This window comes from Pseudomonas azerbaijanorientalis (assembly GCF_019139795.1).
Classification (GTDB): domain Bacteria; phylum Pseudomonadota; class Gammaproteobacteria; order Pseudomonadales; family Pseudomonadaceae; genus Aquipseudomonas; species Aquipseudomonas laurylsulfatiphila.
Genome location: NZ_CP077078.1, coordinates 3,977,418 through 3,995,487, shown reverse-complemented (window position 1 = coordinate 3,995,487; position 18,070 = coordinate 3,977,418). Strand labels below are relative to the sequence as shown.

At 61.7% G+C, this 18,070-nt stretch carries 19 protein-coding genes; 3 read left to right on the top strand and 16 right to left on the bottom strand.

Going from position 1 to position 18,070, the window contains the following annotated elements; all coding sequences use genetic code 11:
* Window positions 1–101: 101 nt before the first annotated feature.
* Together KSS91_RS17690 and KSS91_RS17685 are read right to left on the bottom strand one after the other, a co-directional pair.
* Window positions 102–1,160: an IS110 family RNA-guided transposase gene (locus KSS91_RS17690; RefSeq protein ID WP_217838401.1), complete on the bottom strand. Its 1,059-nt coding sequence runs from the start codon at window positions 1,158–1,160 to the stop codon at window positions 102–104.
* A gap of 123 nt (window positions 1,161–1,283) precedes the next feature.
* Window positions 1,284–2,357 carry an AraC family transcriptional regulator gene (locus KSS91_RS17685; RefSeq protein WP_217835591.1) on the bottom strand — a complete coding sequence of 358 codons (1,074 nt, stop codon included), beginning with the start codon at window positions 2,355–2,357 and terminating at the stop codon, window positions 1,284–1,286.
* A gap of 71 nt (window positions 2,358–2,428) precedes the next feature.
* On the opposite strand from KSS91_RS17685, the gene KSS91_RS17680 reads away from it, so the two are divergent.
* A complete protein-coding gene (locus tag KSS91_RS17680; RefSeq protein ID WP_217835590.1) occupies window positions 2,429–3,343 on the top strand; it encodes a LysR family transcriptional regulator in 915 nt (304 codons plus the stop codon).
* A 120-nt stretch (window positions 3,344–3,463) separates the two neighbouring features.
* Here the strand turns inward: KSS91_RS17680 and KSS91_RS17675 are convergent, their stop codons facing one another.
* On the bottom strand, window positions 3,464–4,384 hold the full coding sequence (locus tag KSS91_RS17675; protein WP_225923695.1) for a LysR family transcriptional regulator: 921 nt from the start codon (window positions 4,382–4,384) through the stop codon (window positions 3,464–3,466).
* A gap of 94 nt (window positions 4,385–4,478) precedes the next feature.
* On the opposite strand from KSS91_RS17675, the gene KSS91_RS17670 reads away from it, so the two are divergent.
* Window positions 4,479–5,318, top strand: a complete 840-nt coding sequence (locus tag KSS91_RS17670) for an AraC family transcriptional regulator (RefSeq protein WP_217835589.1) — start codon at window positions 4,479–4,481, stop codon at window positions 5,316–5,318.
* A gap of 810 nt (window positions 5,319–6,128) precedes the next feature.
* Here KSS91_RS17670 and KSS91_RS17665 read toward each other — a convergent pair.
* The 8 genes from KSS91_RS17665 to KSS91_RS17630 all read right to left on the bottom strand — a co-directional run bounded on the left by KSS91_RS17665 (window position 6,129) and on the right by KSS91_RS17630 (window position 12,986).
* The gene (locus KSS91_RS17665) at window positions 6,129–6,692 is read right to left on the bottom strand and encodes an NUDIX hydrolase (protein ID WP_217835588.1); all 564 of its coding nucleotides are present in this window, start codon (window positions 6,690–6,692) and stop codon (window positions 6,129–6,131) included.
* A 1-nt stretch (window position 6,693) separates the two neighbouring features.
* On the bottom strand, window positions 6,694–7,446 hold the full coding sequence (locus KSS91_RS17660; protein ID WP_015095667.1) for a GntR family transcriptional regulator: 753 nt from the start codon (window positions 7,444–7,446) through the stop codon (window positions 6,694–6,696).
* 88 nt (window positions 7,447–7,534) lie between these two features.
* Complete coding sequence (locus KSS91_RS17655) at window positions 7,535–7,924, bottom strand: carboxymuconolactone decarboxylase family protein (RefSeq protein WP_104447626.1); 390 nt, start codon at window positions 7,922–7,924, stop codon at window positions 7,535–7,537.
* Window positions 7,925–7,943: 19 nt separating this feature from the next.
* Window positions 7,944–9,395, bottom strand: a complete 1,452-nt coding sequence (locus KSS91_RS17650; RefSeq protein WP_217835587.1) for an NAD-dependent succinate-semialdehyde dehydrogenase — start codon at window positions 9,393–9,395, stop codon at window positions 7,944–7,946.
* Between the two features lie 146 nt (window positions 9,396–9,541).
* Window positions 9,542–10,027: a flavin reductase family protein gene (locus KSS91_RS17645; protein ID WP_007978701.1), complete on the bottom strand. Its 486-nt coding sequence runs from the start codon at window positions 10,025–10,027 to the stop codon at window positions 9,542–9,544.
* A 12-nt stretch (window positions 10,028–10,039) separates the two neighbouring features.
* Window positions 10,040–11,521: an aldehyde dehydrogenase gene (locus KSS91_RS17640; RefSeq protein WP_217835586.1), complete on the bottom strand. Its 1,482-nt coding sequence runs from the start codon at window positions 11,519–11,521 to the stop codon at window positions 10,040–10,042.
* Window positions 11,518–12,351, bottom strand: a complete 834-nt coding sequence (locus tag KSS91_RS17635) for an alpha/beta fold hydrolase (protein WP_217835585.1) — start codon at window positions 12,349–12,351, stop codon at window positions 11,518–11,520. The genes KSS91_RS17640 and KSS91_RS17635 overlap by 4 nt, the downstream gene beginning before the upstream one ends.
* A gap of 44 nt (window positions 12,352–12,395) precedes the next feature.
* Entirely contained in the window at window positions 12,396–12,986 is a 591-nt protein-coding gene (locus tag KSS91_RS17630; protein WP_217835584.1) for an amino acid synthesis family protein, read from the bottom strand.
* A gap of 516 nt (window positions 12,987–13,502) precedes the next feature.
* On the opposite strand from KSS91_RS17630, the gene KSS91_RS28310 reads away from it, so the two are divergent.
* A complete protein-coding gene (locus KSS91_RS28310) occupies window positions 13,503–14,012 on the top strand; it encodes a hypothetical protein (protein WP_225923694.1) in 510 nt (169 codons plus the stop codon).
* A 120-nt stretch (window positions 14,013–14,132) separates the two neighbouring features.
* On the opposite strand, the gene KSS91_RS17620 is transcribed toward KSS91_RS28310, so the two are convergent.
* The 5 genes from KSS91_RS17620 to KSS91_RS17600 all read right to left on the bottom strand — a co-directional run bounded on the left by KSS91_RS17620 (window position 14,133) and on the right by KSS91_RS17600 (window position 18,004).
* A complete protein-coding gene (locus KSS91_RS17620; RefSeq protein ID WP_162130295.1) occupies window positions 14,133–14,723 on the bottom strand; it encodes a helix-turn-helix domain-containing protein in 591 nt (196 codons plus the stop codon).
* A 53-nt stretch (window positions 14,724–14,776) separates the two neighbouring features.
* Window positions 14,777–14,938, bottom strand: coding sequence for a hypothetical protein (locus tag KSS91_RS17615; protein WP_217835582.1), 162 nt, complete (start codon window positions 14,936–14,938; stop codon window positions 14,777–14,779).
* A 371-nt stretch (window positions 14,939–15,309) separates the two neighbouring features.
* Entirely contained in the window at window positions 15,310–15,711 is a 402-nt protein-coding gene (locus KSS91_RS17610; protein ID WP_217835581.1) for a hypothetical protein, read from the bottom strand.
* A 261-nt stretch (window positions 15,712–15,972) separates the two neighbouring features.
* On the bottom strand, window positions 15,973–16,605 hold the full coding sequence (locus KSS91_RS17605; protein ID WP_007970873.1) for a response regulator: 633 nt from the start codon (window positions 16,603–16,605) through the stop codon (window positions 15,973–15,975).
* Between the two features lie 34 nt (window positions 16,606–16,639).
* Window positions 16,640–18,004: a cache domain-containing protein gene (locus KSS91_RS17600; RefSeq protein ID WP_217835580.1), complete on the bottom strand. Its 1,365-nt coding sequence runs from the start codon at window positions 18,002–18,004 to the stop codon at window positions 16,640–16,642.
* Window positions 18,005–18,070 lie beyond the last annotated feature (66 nt).

The window sequence follows — 18,070 nt, the reverse complement described above, 5'->3', positions numbered from 1 at the left end:
GGTAGGAGCCCAGGCATCAATCCGCGACGGTCTGACCTGGGGTCAATGTTTTTTAGCATGGGTTGGAGCGGCTTAACGCCCCGGTGGCAGAACGCTATTGATCAGTGACTCATCGCCACCTCGGGGCCATTTCCCGGCCGGCGATGATAAGTCTGATCGTTTTGTAGTAGTACCCAGAGAATGCGCAGGTTGCGGTTGGCCAATCGCACTGCCGCCTCCTTGCGCCCCAGGCGGGAGATCCAACGCTGTAGACGTTGGTCGTCCGGCTGCTGTGAGTCAGATCGTATCTGCCTTAAAACAGCATGGGCTCCTTGGATCGTCAGACTGCGCAAGTAGGCATCGCCATGTTTGCACATCTTGCCCAGTCGGATTTTATCGCCGCTGCTGTGCTGGTTGGGCACCAACCCGAAGTACGCGGCAAACTGCCGGGCGTTGGCGAAGCGTTCAGGCTCGGTCTGCTTGGCCAGCAGCGCCGTGGCGATGATTGGACCAACACCGCGCACAGTCATCAGCCGCCTCGCTATCTCACTCTCTTTCGCCGCCGTTTCCAGTCGGCCGGTCAGTACGTTGACGCGTTCACCCAGTTGACTCCATTCACCCAGCAGTTCGGCGATCAGCTCGCGCAGTAGATCGGGCAATGGCTGGGTAACATCTTCCAATATCCGAGGCACGAGCTGGCTGATCGCCATTTCGCCCTGCGCCAGAGCCACGCCATGTTCCAGCAGCAAACCGCGCATCTGATTGCCCACCGCCGTGCGTCGCCGTATATATCCCTGTCGAGCTCGGTGCAGTGCCTGCATCGCGAGCGCCGCCGGGCTCTTGACCGGAACGGCTGAAATCGTGCTATCGCGGCCTGCACGTAGGATAGCGAACGCATCGTTGTGATCATTTTTCGGGCCACAGCGATGTTTGGCAACAAGCTGGGCCGGCAGGATGCGGACCGGATTGCCCTGTATTTGCAGTAACCGCGCCCACGCCTGAGCGCCTGGCCCGGTTTCCACCAAGACCGTCACACTCTCGGGAAGCTTGTGCAGAAATACCTGGAAGGCCTCGCGGGACTTGATTCGATCCTCGAATTTTACCTGGCCGAGAGCATCCTCCCCGGCGACCTGAAAGACCTTTTTTGCAAGATCTACCGCAACGGTCGTGCACGCCGACACGTCGGCTGACAAAGACTGATTGAACATCGTATGCTTTTTCATGGCCTCGCCCTCGCTGTCGTTGGCTTCTATAAGAATGCCACCGCGGCGCACAGACGCCTCGGCTTGGGCGAGTCCATTTAATTACAGTTTCCCGGGAATGAGCAAAGAACCTTTTTGTTGTCCCTGCCGGGCTCGCCAGGCGCCCGGCGCGCACCCCAGCCACCGCAGGCATGCACGGTTGAAGCTTTGTACATCGCTGTAGCCCAGGCGGTCGGAAATCTCCACCAGCTCCAGGTCTGTCCCCTGCAAAAAGTCTTCGGCCCGGTAGCGGCGGTACTCGTCGAGCAACTCGGAAAAACTCCAGCCCAATGCTTTCAAGCGTCGGGCTGCGGTGCGCTCGAGCAGGTGCTGGGTGCTACACCATTGCTGCCAGTTGGCTTGTGCGAGGTCGACGATCAAGTGGTCGCAGACTTGCTCCAGCAAGGTCGGCTCGCTGTTGCGCCGGGTCTGTTCCAACAGTTCGACCAGTGTCTGCTCCAGTTCATGATTGCCCGGCGTCAACGGGGTGACGAACAGCTGTGGATCGAGGCGGATCGAGTGTTGCGCCTGTTGCCACTGCACGGGGGCGCGAAAGGCTTGCTCGTGATCCTGCGGGTTGGCGGTGCAGGGCCCGGTCAGCCCGATGCCCAGCACCGGATCGCGCTCCAGGCCGCTGGCGAGGAACTTGCGCCGCAACATGCTGCACAGGCTGATGAGGATGTAATCGGCGGTGGCTGCGCTGGCTTTCACGCTGCCGCAATCGAGCAGACGCAGTTCGACGTTGTCGCCGCCGCGCACGATCTGCGCCTGGAAGTGCCCGTTGAAAAACGGAAAGAAGCGCACGAAATACTGGCACGCGCTGTCCAGTGAGTCGGCCACGTCGAACAGGTACGTCAGGCCATTGGTGGCGGTGGAAACGAAACGCCGACCGGCCGTCAGGCCGATCAGCGGGTCGCCGGTCTGTTCCAGGGCGAAGGCCCAGAAGCGCCGCGACATGAACAGCGCAACGCGCATGAAGGGCGTGCGCAACTCGAACAGGCTGCGACGGAACAGGCCTTCAATGCTTTCCCGGTCCACACCGCGGGCCAGCAACTCTTCGATGGCCGGCAGCAGGGTCGGCGCGTAGAACGCATTGGGTGTGGATTGATCGTGCAGTGGCTGATCGCTTTTTGTCATGTAGGGCTCACAGCTTGTTCCGGAACACTGGTTAGGCTGCCCGACGTTAAGCGATTTGCCGGAGCAAGACCATGCTTGATTTACGCCAGCTCGATTTGAACCTGTTGCTCGCCTTCGATGCGATTTACCAGCAGCGCAGCGTCACCCGCGCCGCCGAGGTGATGTGCCTGTCGCAACCGGCCATGAGCAATGCGTTGCGTCGCCTGCGCGAATTGTGCGGCGATCCGCTGTTCATCAAAAGTCGCCTGGGCGTGACGCCGACACTGGTCGCCCATCGTCTGGCCGACTACGTGCGTGCGGCGCTCGAGTCATTGCGCGATGGTTTGCGCATGATCCCCGCCGCGCGGCAGAACAATCCGTTGCTGCGCATCAGTTGCCTGGATTGCCTGCAACCGGTGCTGCTCGATGCCTTGCTCGAATCGCCCCATGCCGATTGGCAGGTGCGTTATTTCCAGCCCCGGCGTCGCGACGCCTTGCAGGACCTGGCCAGCGGCAAGCTGGATATCCTGATCGACCTCGACCAGCCGCTGGCCGGGCTTGCCGGCCTGCACAAACAGGCATTGCCCGCCGACCATTACGTGTTCGCCTATGGCGCCGCGCTCAAGGTGCCGCCGCGCACCCTGCAGGAATATCTGGAGCAACCGCAGATTCAGGTGTCGAGCCGCCGCGACGGACTCAGCCCGGTAGACTTGCAGCTTGGCTTGAAAGGCCTGCGCCGCCATATCGCGATGAGCACCCAGAGCACCCTGGCCGCGAAGCTGATCGCCGACCGCCATCCGCTGGGCATCAGCCTGCCGAGCCGGGTCGCCAGCGTGCTGGGCCTGCAACAGGTGCCGCTGCCCCTGGACGAACCCGTGGAATTGAAACTGGCGCTTTACATCGAGTCCCGCTATCGCTTCGAGCGCAGCCGTGAGGAGGCGATGCATTGCCTGCTGCGCGCACTCGGTGAGCCCCGGGCATTGCAGGCGCTGGCGCGGCGTGCGTGAAACCCTGTGGGAGCGGGCTTGCTCGCGAAAGCGGTGTATCAGACAACAATGTCGTCGACTGACACTCCCTCTTCGCGAGCAAGCCCGCTCCCACAGGGATCGCATGCAGTTCAGATGCACCTAATTCGACGCCAGCAAACGCCGGTCAACCGTCAGCACCGCCTCGACCATCGCCAGCGCCGCCGGTGTCAGGGAGTGGCCGGCGCGGCTGACGATGCCGTAGTGCAATTGCAGGCCGGGATCGTCCTTGGGCACATCGGCAAACTCCAGCAGGCGGATCAGGCCCTGATCGACCAGTTCGGCAAGGGCCTCGATGGTTGCGATGCCCACCGCGTCGGAGCGCATCACCACGCGGCGGATGGCATCGAACTGCGCGCATTCCACACTCGGGTTGAAGTCCGCCTCGCCCTGCGCGTCGGCCAGGATCTTGCGGATCATCGGCGGTATGCGCGTGCCGACAACCGCGTAGTCGAGCAGGGCGCGCAGGGACAGGTCCGGCTGTTGCGCCAGGGGATGACCGACACGGCAAAAGAACCGCCCGCGTCGGGGGCGCAACAGCTGTACCTGGTATTGCGGGTCGCCGGTGAAGTAGCGCGCGTCGGCCACGAGGAATTCGATCTGCTGTTCACGGAGCCAGACCGCCAGTTGTTCCCAGTCGCCCTGATGGAAACTGATGCGGATCGCCGGGTGCGCCTGGATGAATTCCGCCAGCGCCTCGGGCACCAGCAACTGTGCCGGATACGGGCCACAGCCAAAGTGCAACTCGCCACCGGTCAGGCCGTTGTATTGCGTGAGTTCGTTGTGCAGGGCCTGGCTGCCGGCGAGCAGGCGCCGGGCATGTTGCAGCACCAGTTCACCCTGGCCAGTCAGGCGGAATTCGCGACTGCTGCGCTCCACCAGCGCGCAGTCGAGGTCGCGCTCCAGGGTCTGGATGCTACGACTGAAGGCCGGTTGGCTGAGATTGATCGCCTCGGCGGCGCGCCCGAAATTGCGGTAATCGGCCAGGGCGACAAGGTGGCGGAGTTGTCGTAGATCCATCATGCGTCTCCTGCATTTGGCGGATGCTTTTAATGCATTGGATCGATAGCACAGAGGCTGGCATAAGTACACGCCTGTCTTCTCGTCGTAACGTGCCATGACCTGCCAACCGTTCATTTCCAGCGCCTTCACCCGCACCATTCTCAGCCATGCCCGGCAGTCCGGCCTGTGTCAGGACCAACTGCTGCAACGGGCCGGCATCTGTCTTTCGTTGCTCGAAGGGCAGGATCTGCACGTGCCTGCGCACCTGGTCGAGCGCCTGTGGAACGAATGCGAACGTGCGGGCGCGGGGGTGTCGTTTGGCTGTGAACTGGTCAATGGCATGGCGACCACCACGTTGCGGGGGTTGAACATCCTGCTGGACTCCGCCGCCACCCTGCGCGCGAGCCTGGCGTGTTTCACCGATTTCCTGCCACGGGTGACCAACTATGTGGTGGCGGAACTGGAGGAGGGTGACGGGCAGGCCCGCCTGCACTTGCGCAGTGCTGGCCGGCAGGCGCATTTTTTCGGCCTCGATGCGGCGACCCTGACGTTGGTGCGCAACATTGCCCGACGCTTGGGGCGTGCGCCGGCCGAGGTGTTTGTCTGCGTTCACCTGACGCCGCAGCAGGCTGCCGGGCAGTGGTTGCGTAGCGTTGGCATAGAGGTGCTGGAGGGGGCACATCCGTGTTTGAGCCTGCCAGCGGCTAGCCTTGATGAGCCGTTGCTGGGGGCCAATGCGTTTTTGCATCAGAGCATGTTGCGGCATTGGCAGACTGCTGCGACGCAACAGAGTCGTAGCGACAGTCTGGAGTTGGCGCGGCATTGGTTGACTGCCGGCGATCAGCCGATTGAGCGGATTGCCGAGCGGTTGGGGTATCGGCAGGCCAGTAATTTTATTCGGGCGTTTCGTAAGCGGTTTGGGGTTACGCCCAAGCAGTTTCGTCTGGGGGTGTAGGTTTTGTTGGGGGCATATCCGTTATTTAGGTAACGGCGGCTTATGGTTTCGCCCTTACGGCGACTCCCTTTTTTACAAGCGCCTAAAAAAGGAAGCAAAAAACGCTCGCCCCGAACGTACGGCCCCTCGCTGAGGCTCGGGGTTCCTTCGCTGCGGTATTCATCCGGGGGCATTGCCCTCCGGTCGGCTTCGCTTCGACCTACATGCAATGAGTTCGGCTGCGCCGAACGGCGCTGCGCGCCCATCCCCGGATGAACACCTCCACTCAGCCTGCCGAAGGGGCGGGCAGATCAAAAGCAGCCGAGGCGGCCTACCGGCCGGCCTGATTTTCCTGACCGTGCTCAATTCAAAACTGTGGGAGCGAGCCTACTCGCGAAAGCGGTCTGCCAGCCGACCGAAATCTTGTAGATGTACTGAATACCTGTGGGAGCGAGCCTGCTCGCGAAGGCGGTCTGGCAGTCGACCAGGTACATCACAGACGAACGAAACCCGCGACCAGGCCGGCCGGTAGGCCGCCTCGGGCGCTGTTGCGGTGTACGCCTCCTCGTGAGGCCGAGTGGAGGTTCTGCGCAGTGGGCAACCCGGCATGGATGCCGGGTTAGCCGCCCCCGGCCATGGATGGCCGATGGCGGCGGGCCCACGGAGCAGGACCGGAGCGAGGGCATGCCGAGCCTAGGCGAGGCACCGAACGTAAGGGGCAAAGCGCTTTGGTTACTTTCGCGCTTTTCGAAAGTGACCCGCCGTAAGGGCGGAACCGTAAGCGGCCGTTACCGCAAAAACGGATATGCACACGGAAAAATCCACAACTAATCAGCGAATAAAGTGAATCTTCCCGCTGTCATCATTGCCCATGTAAATGCCATAAACCCCGGCCTGCCGCTCCTCGATATAACGCTCGAGAATCTGCCGGATCGCCGGATAATAAATGCTGTCCCAGGGAATCTCTTCAGGCGCGAAGAACTTGTAGTCGAGGGTTTCCGGCCCGTATTGCCCGGTGATCTCCAGCGCGATGGCGCGGAAGATGATGTACACCTCGCTGATCCTGGGCACGCTGAAAATCGAGTAGGGCGAGACGATTTCCGCACGCACGCCACTTTCTTCCCAAACCTCGCGCAAGGCCGCCTGTTCGGTGGTCTCGCCGCTTTCCATGAAGCCTGCGGGCAAGGTCCAGGTGCCGGGGCGCGGGGGAATCGCGCGCTGGCACAGCAGGTACTTGCCGTCCTGCTCGATGATGCAGCCGGCGATGATTTTCGGATTGATGTAATAGATGTAGCCGCAGCCGCGGCACATCAGGCGCTCGTGCGTATCGCCCGGCGGCAGCTGCTGAGCGAGATCAGCGCTGCCGCACTTGGGGCAAAAGCTCGGGCTGAACATTTCAGCGACCTATGCGCGGTTCTTTGAGCGCGATGGGCAGGGTGATCGCCGGGATGTCGCCGGTTTCTTCCTGCTTGCGCTTGAGGTAGTCCAGGGCGACGGCCGCGGCCGCGCGCACGTGGTCGACGCAAGCCTGGTGGGCGGCCAGCGGATCGCCGCCCTTGATCGCCTCGACCATGCGTTCCATTTCCTGGTTGCTGGCACCGCGACGGTTTTCCTGGGACACCGAGGTCGCGCGCAGGTAGCTGATGCGTGCCTGCAACTGGCGCAGCTGGGTGGCCGCGACATGGTTGCCCGAGCCTTCGAGCAGCACGTCGTAGAAACCCTGCACCGAATCGATGACCTGTTGCAGTTCGCCGTCCTTGAGCGCCTTGCGGTTTTCTTCGAGGGCTTTTTCCAGGGCCTTGATGTCCTTGGCCTTGGCGCGCAGGGTGAACAGTTGCACGATCAGCCCTTCGAGCACGCAGCGCAGCTCGTAGATGTCCACGGCGTCGGCCAGGGTAATGATCGCGACACGCGGGCCCTTGGCATCGGCGAACTCCACCAGGCCTTCGGATTCCAGGTGACGCAAGGCTTCGCGCACGGAAGTACGGCTGACGCCCAGGCGATCGCACAGATCGCGTTCGACCAGACGGTCTCCCGGCAGGAGCTGGAAGTTCATGATGGCGCTTCGCAGTTTATCCAGCACGATTTCGCGCAGGGTGACGGGGTTGCGATTGACCTTGAAGCTGTCGTCGAGTGGCAGGCGTTTCATGGGGTCCGCTCTGATTGTGGCTGTCCATGCAAAAAGAGCACTTCGATTACGGGAATCCCGGTGCTCGGTCGGATCAAACAGCCAAGGGTTAACTGGAGGCCTCGGCATCGGCTTCGGCGAAGGCTTCACGGGCGAGCCGGAAACTGTCTACGGCAGCGGGGACACCGCAATAAATGCCGACCTGAAGCAATATTTCGCGTATTTGCTCACGACTCAGGCCGTTACGCAAGGCGCCGCGCACATGCAGCTTGAGTTCATGGGGCCGGTTGAGGGCCGAGATCATCGCCAGGTTGATCATGCTGCGTTCCTTGAGGGACAAACCCTCACGACCCCAGACATGACCCCAACAATACTCGGTGACCATCTCTTGCAAGGGGCGGGTGAAGTCGTCGGCGTTCTCGATGGAGCGCTTGACGTAGGCTTCGCCCAGCACCTGGGTGCGGATCTTCAGGCCTTTTTCGTATTTTTCGTTGTTCATTGGCGTAGCTCCCCTGGGCTCAAAGGCCGCCCATCAAGGTGTATTTGAGTTCCAGGTAATCCTCGATGCCGTACTTGGAGCCTTCACGGCCCAGCCCCGAGGACTTGATGCCGCCGAAGGGGGCGACTTCGGTGGAGATCAGCCCTTCGTTGATCCCGACCATGCCGTACTCCAGCGCCTCGCTCATGCGCCAGGCGCGGCCCAGGTCGCGGGTGTAGCAGTAGGCGGCGAGGCCGAATTCGGTGTCGTTGGCCATCTCGATGGCCTGGGCCTCGGTGTCGAAACGGAACACCGCGGCCAGCGGACCGAAGGTTTCATCGCGGGCGACTTTCATCTGTGGGGTGACGCCTGTGACCACGGTCGGCTGGAAGAAACCGTTGCCCAGCGCATGGCGTTCGCCGCCGCACAGCAGGCGTGCACCCTGGGCCAGGGCGTCTTGCACGTGCTCTTCGACCTTGGCCACGGCGCGCTCGTTGATCAGCGGACCCTGGGTGACACCTTCTTCGAAACCGCTGCCGACCTTGAGCTGCGAAATCCGTTCGGCCAGTCGAGCGACAAAGGCGTCGTGGATGCCGGCCTGCACCAGGAAGCGATTGACGCAGACGCAGGTCTGCCCGGCGTTGCGGAATTTGGCGATCAGCGCACCCTCGACTGCGCGCTCCAGATCGGCGTCGTCGAAGACAATGAATGGCGCGTTGCCGCCCAGCTCCAGCGAGACTTTTTTCAGCGTCGGCGCGCACTGGGCCATCAGCAGTTTGCCGATGGCGGTGGAGCCGGTGAACGACAATTTGCGCACCTGCGCACTGGCGGTCAGCTCGCCACCGATGGCGATGGCGTCGCCGGTGATCACGTTGAAAATACCCGCTGGAATGCCGGCCTGTTCCGCCAGTGCAGCCATGGCCAGTGCCGAGAAGGGTGTTTCCGGAGCCGGCTTGACGATGCACGGGCAGCCGGCGGCCAGCGCCGGGCCGGCCTTGCGGGTGATCATCGCCGCCGGGAAATTCCACGGCGTGATGGCCGCGACCACACCAATCGGCTCCTTGCTGACCACGATGCGCGCATCGCCCTTGTGGCTGGGAATGGTGTCGCCGTAGATGCGCTTGGCTTCCTCGGCGAACCACTCGATGAAGCTCGCGGCGTAGAGGATTTCGCCTTTGGCCTCGGCCAGTGGCTTGCCTTGTTCGAGGGTGAGAATGTGTGCCAGGGCGTCGGCATTTTCCAGCATCAGGGCATGCCAGCGCTTGAGCGTATTGCTGCGCTCTTTGGCGGTCAGCGCGCGCCAGGCCGGCCAGGCCTTGTTGGCGGCCTCGATAGCCAGGCGCGCATGCTCGGCGCCGAGGTTCGGCACCTGGCCGATCAACTCGCCGGTGGCCGGGTTGAAGATGTCCTGTTGCGCACCATCGGGTGCATCCAGCCATTGGCCATTGATGTAGGCCTGCTGGCGGAACAGTAACGAGGCTGCTGGGCTCATGCCGGCTCCTGACAAAAAAAGAATATGCACAGCGGTACCTGTGGGAGCGAGCTTGCTCGCGATAGCGGACTGACACTCAACATCTATGTCACTGATACACCGTCATCGCGAGCAAGCTCGCTCCCACAGGGTTTTGTGGTGAGTCATCAGGCCAGGGCGGGCAGCGGGCCCAGCTTGCCTTTGTGGTAGATCATCGGCGTCACCGGTTGCTCGGGCAGGATCAGGTTCTTCACCGCGCCGACGATGATCGCGTGATCACCGCCGTCGTATTCGCGCCACAGTTCGCACTCGATGATGGCCGTGGCCTTGGCCAGGATCGGGTTGCCCCGTTCGCTCAGGTGCCACTCGATGCCTTTGGCCTTGTCCTTGCCTTTACCGGCGAAGGCATAGGCTTCGGCGGTCTGCTCGGCGGACAGCAAATGGATCGCGAACTGCTTGCTGTCGCGCAGCACCGGGTAGGTGTCGGAGCCGTAGTTGGGACAGAACAGCACCAGTGCCGGGTCGATCGACAACGCACTGAAGGCGCTGGCGGTGATGCCGACGATGCCGCCGTCCGGGTCCAGGGTGGTGACCACCGTGACCCCGGAGGGGAACGAGCTCATCACGTCTTTGTAAATGCCGGGTTCGATCATTTTCCAGGACTCCTAGCGCATCACGAAGGGATCAGGCATCGGTGCCTGGGACAGGTTGATCCACACCGTTTTCAGCTCGGTGTAGGCCAGCACCGAATCGATGCCGCTTTCGCGTCCATAGCCGCTGTTCTTGAAACCGCCGATCGGCGCCATGGCCGAGACCGCGCGGTAGGTGTTGACCCAGATGATCCCGGAGCGCACGTCCCGGGCCAGGCGGTGGGCACGGCCCAGGTCGCGGGTCCAGATGCCGGCGGCGAGGCCGAACTGCGAGTCGTTGGCGATCGCCAGGGCTTCGGCTTCGTCCTTGAAACGGATGACCGAAGCCACCGGGCCAAAGACTTCTTCCTGCATGATCTTCATCGAGTTGCGGTCGCACTCGAACAGCGTCGGTTCGTAGAACCAGCCATCGCCCAGGTTCTGCGGACGCTTGCCGCCCAGGCGCAGGCGCGCACCTTCGGCGATGGCATCGGCCACCAGGCCTTCGACCACGGCCAGTTGCTGCGCGGTGGCCATCGGGCCCATTTCGCTGCTGTCTTCCTGGGGGTTGCCGATGCGAATGCGCTGGGCGCGCTCCACCAGACGACCGACGAACTCGTCGTAGATTTCATCCTGCACCAGCAGGCGCGAACCGGAGACGCAGCTCTGCCCGGAAGCGGCATAAATTCCGGCGATGGCGCCGTTGATCGCGCTGTCGAGGTCGGCGTCGGCGAAGATGATGTTCGGCGATTTGCCGCCCAGTTCCAGCGACAGCTTGGCGAAGTTCTCCGCGCTGCTGCGCACCACATGCCGCGCCGTGGCCGCGCCGCCGGTGAAGGCGATCTTGCGCACCAGCGGATGGCGGGTGAGGGCGGCACCGGTGCTCGGGCCATAACCGGTGACGACGTTGACCACCCCCGGCGGAATCCCGGCTTGCAGGGCCAGGCGCGCCAGTTCGAGGATGGTCGCCGAGGCGTGCTCCGACGGCTTGATCACGATGGTGTTGCCCGCGGCGAGGGCCGGAGCGAGTTTGATCGCGGTCAGGTACAGCGGGCTGTTCCACGGGATGATCGCGGCAACCACACCCATGGCTTCGTGCACGGTGTAGGCAAACAGGTCCGGCTTGTCCAGCGGCAGGGTGCCGCCTTCGAGCTTGTCGGCCAGGCCTGCGGTGTAGTGGAAGAACTCCGGCAGATAACCCACCTGGCCACGGGTTTCGCGGATCAGCTTGCCGTTGTCGCGGCTTTCCAGCTGCGCCAGTTGTTCCTTGTTCTCGGCGATCAGGTCGCCCAGGCGTCGCAGCAGTTTGCCGCGCGCGGTGGCGGTCAAGCCGCGCCAGGCCGGGCTGTCGAAAGCGGTTTGCGCGGCTTGTACGGCGCGCTCGACATCGGCTTCGTCGGCATCGGGCAATTCGGCCCAAGGCTCGGCCAGCGCCGGGTTGAGGCTTTCGAAGGTCTTGCCGGACAGGGCATCGACCCATTCACCGCCGATGCACATCTGGAAGCGTGCGAGTGTCATGCAACGATCCCCTTGATCTGGTTTTGTTGGGAGTGCGCGGCCTGCAGAAACTCCAGCAACAGCTGGTTGACCAGGCGCGGCGATTCTACGGGCATCATATGCCGTTGCTCGGCGAGCACGGCAACGCTCGCGCCGGGAATGCGTTCGGCCAGTTGCCGGGCCATTTCCGGGGTCGAACCGGGGTCCAGTTCGCCGGTGGCGATCAGCGTCGGCACGCGGATGCTGTCCAGGTCGTCGGCGCGGTACATGTCCTGGGTGGCGAACAGCTCATAAGTGGTCAGGTAACCCTGAGGGTCATTGCCGGCCAGGGTCTGGCGAATCGCGGCGATCTGCGCCGGGTTCGCCGCCTGGTATTCGCGGCTGAACCAGCGAGACAGCGCCGCTTCGGCATTGGCGTCCGGCCCGTGTTCGGCAGCCTGGCTGGTGCGGGCGATGACCCCCGCGCGCTGTTCGGCGCTGCGGTTGAACACACTGTTGAGCACCACCAGGCCTTCCAGGCGTTGCGCGTAGTGCAGGGCAAACGCCCGCGCCACCAGCCCACCCATGGAAAAGCCGATCACCGTTGCCTTGGGCAATTGCAGGTGGTCGAGCAGCTCCAGCAACTGGTCGGCATAGCCGAGCAGCGGCGTGCCGCTTTCCGGGCGCGGGCTGGCGCCATGGCCGAGCATGTCGTAGGCGATGACGCGGTACTTCGTGGCCAGGCCAACGATCTGGCCGCCCCACATTTCTTTGTTCAGGCCCACGCCGTGGATCAAGACCACGGGCTGGCCTTGGCCGGTCGCCAGGTAACTGGTGCCAGCCGGGGTGAGTTCAGCGGTGAGCCGAATCATGGAGCGCTCCTGCAATGCCTTCTTGTTGTCGTTCTGCCGGCCGGTTACTGGGCTTTTTCGGCGGCCAGTTCTTCCAGGTCGATGTAGCGGTTGCCGATGCGCGGGTGCAGGCGGCCGCCGTCGGCGCAACCCAGGACCACGACGATTTCGTCGGCACGCGGGGCGTCTTCGATCTGCATTTCCAGGGTGATGTAGTGCGAGCGCAGGCCTTCGTCGTCCTTGTGCATCATCGGGATCTGGATCGAAGTGCCCGGGCCGCCGCGCTTGTTGGTGAAACTCAGGTAGCTCTTGGCCTTGACCGCTTCGCGGTAGTGGTTGCCGAAGCGCAGGGTGTGGATCACCGCCGAAGCGTGCTCGATTTCGCCATCGGCACCGACCACCGCAGCCTTGCCGTAAGCCTCGATCTTCTCGGCGCCGCCGATGATGCCCACCAGGCGCTCAACCATCAGTGCGCCGAGGTCGGAGCAGCTGGCGCGGATCTGTGGTTTCAGGTCTTCGACGAAACCGTTGCCCAGCCAGGGGTTTTTCATCACCACGGCCAGACCGACCATGGTCACGGGCTTATCGGTGGCTTTGCCGCCTTCAATAAAGGTTTCTTCGACATAGCTGACGATCTTGCGGATTTCGAAACTCATGAGCTGCTCCGTAGAGGTTTTGGGTGTCTGTGCGTCTGATGGTATACCATAATACCGATAGCACAAGTCCCCGAACGGAGTTTCTGGCTGGATGGCGTGCAAAAGTGTGCGCCACCGGTCGCAGCGGACAAACGGCAGGCACGGGGGTGCTTCGGGCACAGGCCCAACATCGAGAGAGAAAGGCAGCGTAAAGAAGGGGATCAGCGGTGAAGCGGCGTGTCGGTGCACCTGGAGGGAAAGATTGTGGCACCGGTTAGAACGAATATTTCTTTCCGCTATTTATATAGATGCAATCTGCATATCCATAACCGAATAATCAGCGTCATGGTTTTCATCTTGTCCGTGATCGAATCCGATTGTTTGTCACAGCAGAAACAATCGTCCTGCCTGCCTCGTTAAGCCTGCCCCGACATCGACTTTGGCTGTTCGATCGCCAGCTTGTTGCGCTCGGTCGATTCCCTAGAATCGGCCTCCATCAGCTTCGCCCAACTATCCAGTCCTTCAGGGAGCAACACCATGATGAATGCCATGCAGATGCAAATGCCGATGAACGCCACCATGCCAATGATGCCGATGATGGGCATGCCGATGATGATGGCGACCATGTCCTGCGACCTGATGGACGACGGGATGATGTGCAAGATGATGCCGGCCGCTGGCATGGACATGGCCATGTTCAAGAACAGCGCTGAAATGATGCAGATGATGATGAACTGCGGCATGCCGATGATGATGCACTGCGGCAACATGAGCATGATGTGCATGTCCCGGGCGAGCATGGCCATGCCGATGATGAACATGATGATGCCAATGCCGATGATGGGCATGCCGATGCCGTCGATGAAGTGCGTGATGGAATGCACCATGATGGCTGACGGCATGATGTGCAAAATCATGCCGATGGCCGGCATGAACATGGACATGATGAAAAACTGCTGCGCCCTGATGATGAAAATGATGAACGACTGCAGCTTGCCGATGATGATGAGCTGCAATGGCATGCCGCTGATGTGCTGCACCTGCTAAATCCTGCAACGTACCTGGAGCGAGCTTGCTCGCGATGGACTCGAGGCTGACGCGTTTTTTCAGGAAGCCCGCGTTATCGTTGACGTCCATCGCGAGCAGGCTCGCTCCTACAAGGTCGTTTCAGTCCAGGCGTTCCGGGTAGGTCACTACAAGATAAGCCACCGCTTCACTGTCGGCGGGGTTGCGATAGCGGTGGGGCTGGTCGGCATAAAACAGGATCGAATCCCCCGTGGACAGCAGGTAACGCTCGTCGTTGACGCTGATTTCCAGCACACCCTGCGCCACCACCAGGTTTTCCTGGACGCCTGGGCCATGGCCCTGCGAATGGTCCTCTCCCAACGGGCTCAGGCGCAGCTCGTAGAACTCCGATTGGCGCGCCACGTCAAAGGGGAACAGGGCGCGGCTGACAAAAGCGCCGTTGGCACTGACCAGGCGTTTGCTCTGGCTCGCCGACAGCACGGCCACACCTTCGAAGGCCCGATGCTCCAGAAACGCAGCCACCGATACCTTCAAGCCTTTGGCGATTTTGCACAGCACCTTGATGGACGGCACACTACGCCCCGATTCGATTTGCGCCAGCATGGCACGGCTCACGCCGCACTGTCGGGCCAGGGCATCGAGGGACAGATGGCGCTTGCCCCGCAGGCGCAGCAGGTTTTGAGCTACCCGTTCGCAGATCGGGTCCTCTTCAGGGGCATCCGGATTGTTCAGGTCCAGCACAGGCTCGCCCGCGCTTATCAGAAAGCGCGAGGGTTCGTGCGCGTTCACGCCTGACGTGTCTCGGCAGACCGAGACGCCTGAACCCACTGGAATGCCTGAAATCCGGCGTTGCGTGCGTACATCTCCCACATTGCCCGTGCCCGTTGCTGAGCTTGTTTGCGTTTGCGGTAGCTGGTGAAATCGATGAGGTTGTCAGTCGGATTCATGGGGCACTTCACTGTGGTGATCAATGACGGGATGACTGGAGAGTACGCTTCTACTTTTATAACGATAAATACTTAATTTTTATTTGTTAATTCTTTTTTGTTCTTTGTGCGGGTGGTTTCACACGGGCCCGTGCCCACGCGGAAACTGTAGGAGCCAGCCTGCTGGCGATGGACTCCAGTGCGCCGTGTTTATCCGGTTCACACGCGTTATCGTTAACGACCATCGCTGGCAAGCCAGCTCCCACAAGGGAACGTGCCCACGCAGAAAATGAAGTGACCTCCAAGCCAGTGAAAGCCCCCCCAAAAAAACCATGAAAAAACCCGGCTGATCAGGCCGGGTTTTTTGTTGGGCGTTGTGGTGCAGCGATTAGTTATGCCGCACGGTTCTGGATCAGACGATCCGAGCCACCTTCGGCAACGCGGTTCTGCATCAACTTGTCAGAGCCACCTTCAGCCACGCGGTTCTGCAGCAATTTGTCAGAGCCACCTTCAGCCACGCGGTTCTGCATCAACTTGTCCGAGCCACCTTCAGCCACGCGGTTCTGCAGCAATTTGTCGGAGCCACCTTCAGCCACGCGGTTCTGCATCAACTTGTCGGAACCATCGGCTGCAACACGGTTTTCGATCAGACGATCGGAACCACCTTCAGCCACACGGCTTTCAATCAGACGATCCGAGCCGCCTTCAGCGACCACAGGTTGAGCAGAGGTAGCGGCAAAAGCGTTAACTGCGAAAACCGAGAAAGCGATGCTGAGGAGGGTCTGGCGTTTCATGATCGTGTGCTCCGGGGTACTTATGGGTTGGTATGGAGCAGATGTTACGCCGTGGATTTTTTAAGAGAACTTCATTGAATCAATGGTGACTATCGACGCAGTCAATGGATCATTCGGTGCCCCCTTGTGGGAGCGGGCTTGCTCCGGGCGGCGTTCCGACGAAGGCGGTGTGTCATTCGATGTTGATGGTGACTGGTACAACGCCTTCGCGAGCAAGCCCGCTCCCACAGGTTTTTGCAGTGGCCACAGTGGGCGGGGGTGTCAGCGGGAAATGAGCCCATGATCGATGGCGTACTTGACCAGCGCCGCCGGCTTGTCGATGTTGAGCTTGCGCCGGATGCTCAGGCGGTGTGTTTCCACCGTGCGCACGCTGATGTCCAGTTCCCGGGCCATTTCCTTGTTGTTCAAGCCTTGCGCCATCTTCGACAGCACCTGGCTTTCCCTCGGGGTCAGTTCGTTGTCGGTGTTCCTGTCGGCGATCAGCCGTTGGGCGATGTCGGCGCTGTAGAAGGTTCCGCCGCTGGTGATGGCTTCGATGGCGGCGATGATTTCCCGTGACGGGGCGTTTTTCAGCACGTAGCCGCTGGCGCCGGAGCGCACCGACTCACTGACGTATTCGTAATTGTCGTACATGCTCAGCACCAGCACCTTGAGCGACGGGTACTGGCTGCGCAGCACGCGGGTCAGTTCCAGGCCGTTCATGTCCGGCAGGCTGATGTCGACCAGCAGCAGGTCTGGCTGGCAGCGCCCGACCATGTCGATGGCGTCGGCGCCGTTTTCCGCTTCGCCGACCACTTCCAGGGGCGACATCACGGCCAGCAGTGCCTTGATGCCGTCGCGCACCAGGGAGTGATCGTCGACCAGGGCGATGCGGATCGGGGAGGGCAGGTTCATCGCAGCTATTCACTCTTGTAGTGGTGGGGCCGGCTCAGCGTTTTGCGCCAGGTTTCATCGGCAGTCGTACGTCCAGCTCACTTCTGCCCGGCATCGAGATCAAGTCGAAGCGCCCGCCATAATGTTCGACGCGTTCGCGGATGTTACGCAAGCCAATGCCGGCCTGACGACGTTCGACCTGGGCGACGTTGAAACCGATGCCGTCATCGACCAGCGTCAGCCGCACGGACTCGTCGCAGCCGCGCAGTGTAATTGACACGTGCTTCGCCTGGGCGTGGCGTTCGATATTGGTCAGGCCTTCCTGGACGATGCGAAACAGCGACACCGCCGCGCCGTCGACCAGTTGGCAGTCGAATTCATTTTCGTCGTAGGTCACGGTCAGCCCGCTGCGCTGCTCGAATTCGGCCGCCAATTGGCCGATGGCCGCCGGCAGGCCGAGGGTGTCGAGCAAGGAGGAGCGCAGGTCATGGGAGAGGCTGCGCACTTCACCGATGGCATCGCCCAGGCGTTCGGTGGCGTCCTTCAGGGTGTTCAGGCCCTTGTCTTGGGCTTGTCCGCTTTCGAGCAGATGGCTGGCCAGTTCGAACTGGAACTTGATCGAGACCAACACCTGGCTGACGCCGTCGTGCAACTCGCGGGACACCCGGGATCGTTCCTCTTCCTGCAGGCTGACGATGCGCTGGGTCAGGCGCTGCAGTTTTTTGTCCGCCAGGCGATGCTCGCTGACGTTGAGGGTCATGCCCGTGGCGAAGACAAACAGCACCGCGACCAGTGCGACCACGGCAATCGCCATCATGGTCTTGCGGATGCCCATGGCCACTTCGGCACGGGCCTGCTGGGTGGCGCGCTCGACGTCTTCGAGGTAGATGCCGGTGCCGAGCATCCAGCCCCAGCGGTCGAGCATCACCACGTAGGCGAGCTTGTCGGTCACCTGGCCGGAGGAGGGCTTGTTCCAGGCATAGCGTTGGAAGCCTTCACCGGACTGCGCGCTTTTGAGCAACGCCTGAATCACCGGCAGGCCATGGGGATCCTTCATGTCCCACAGGTACTGGCCTACCAGTTCCGACTGGCGCGCATGCATCAGGCTGCGGCCTTCGTGGTCGTAGACGAAGAAGTAGCCGTTGATGCCGAAGCTGAGCTTGCGCAGTTCCTCCAACACTTGCTGCTGGGCACGGGCGTCGCCATGGCCGTCGTCGTACAGCGGGGCGATCAGGCTCTGGGCCATTTCCACGTAGTTTTTCAGTTCCGCACGCTTGCTCGCCAGAATGCTGTCTTCGATCAGTTGCGCCTGTTGATCGCCCAATTGGCGGTTGAGGGAAATCACCAGCGCGCAGATGACGGCAATGGCCAGCACCAGCGGCAGAATCCCGAGGGCGACGATCTTGTGTTTGAGCTGCATGTTGACTCCTGCCCGCGCGAAGGCTGGGGATCATATGCCAAAGATACACGGCATTGTTGGACGCAA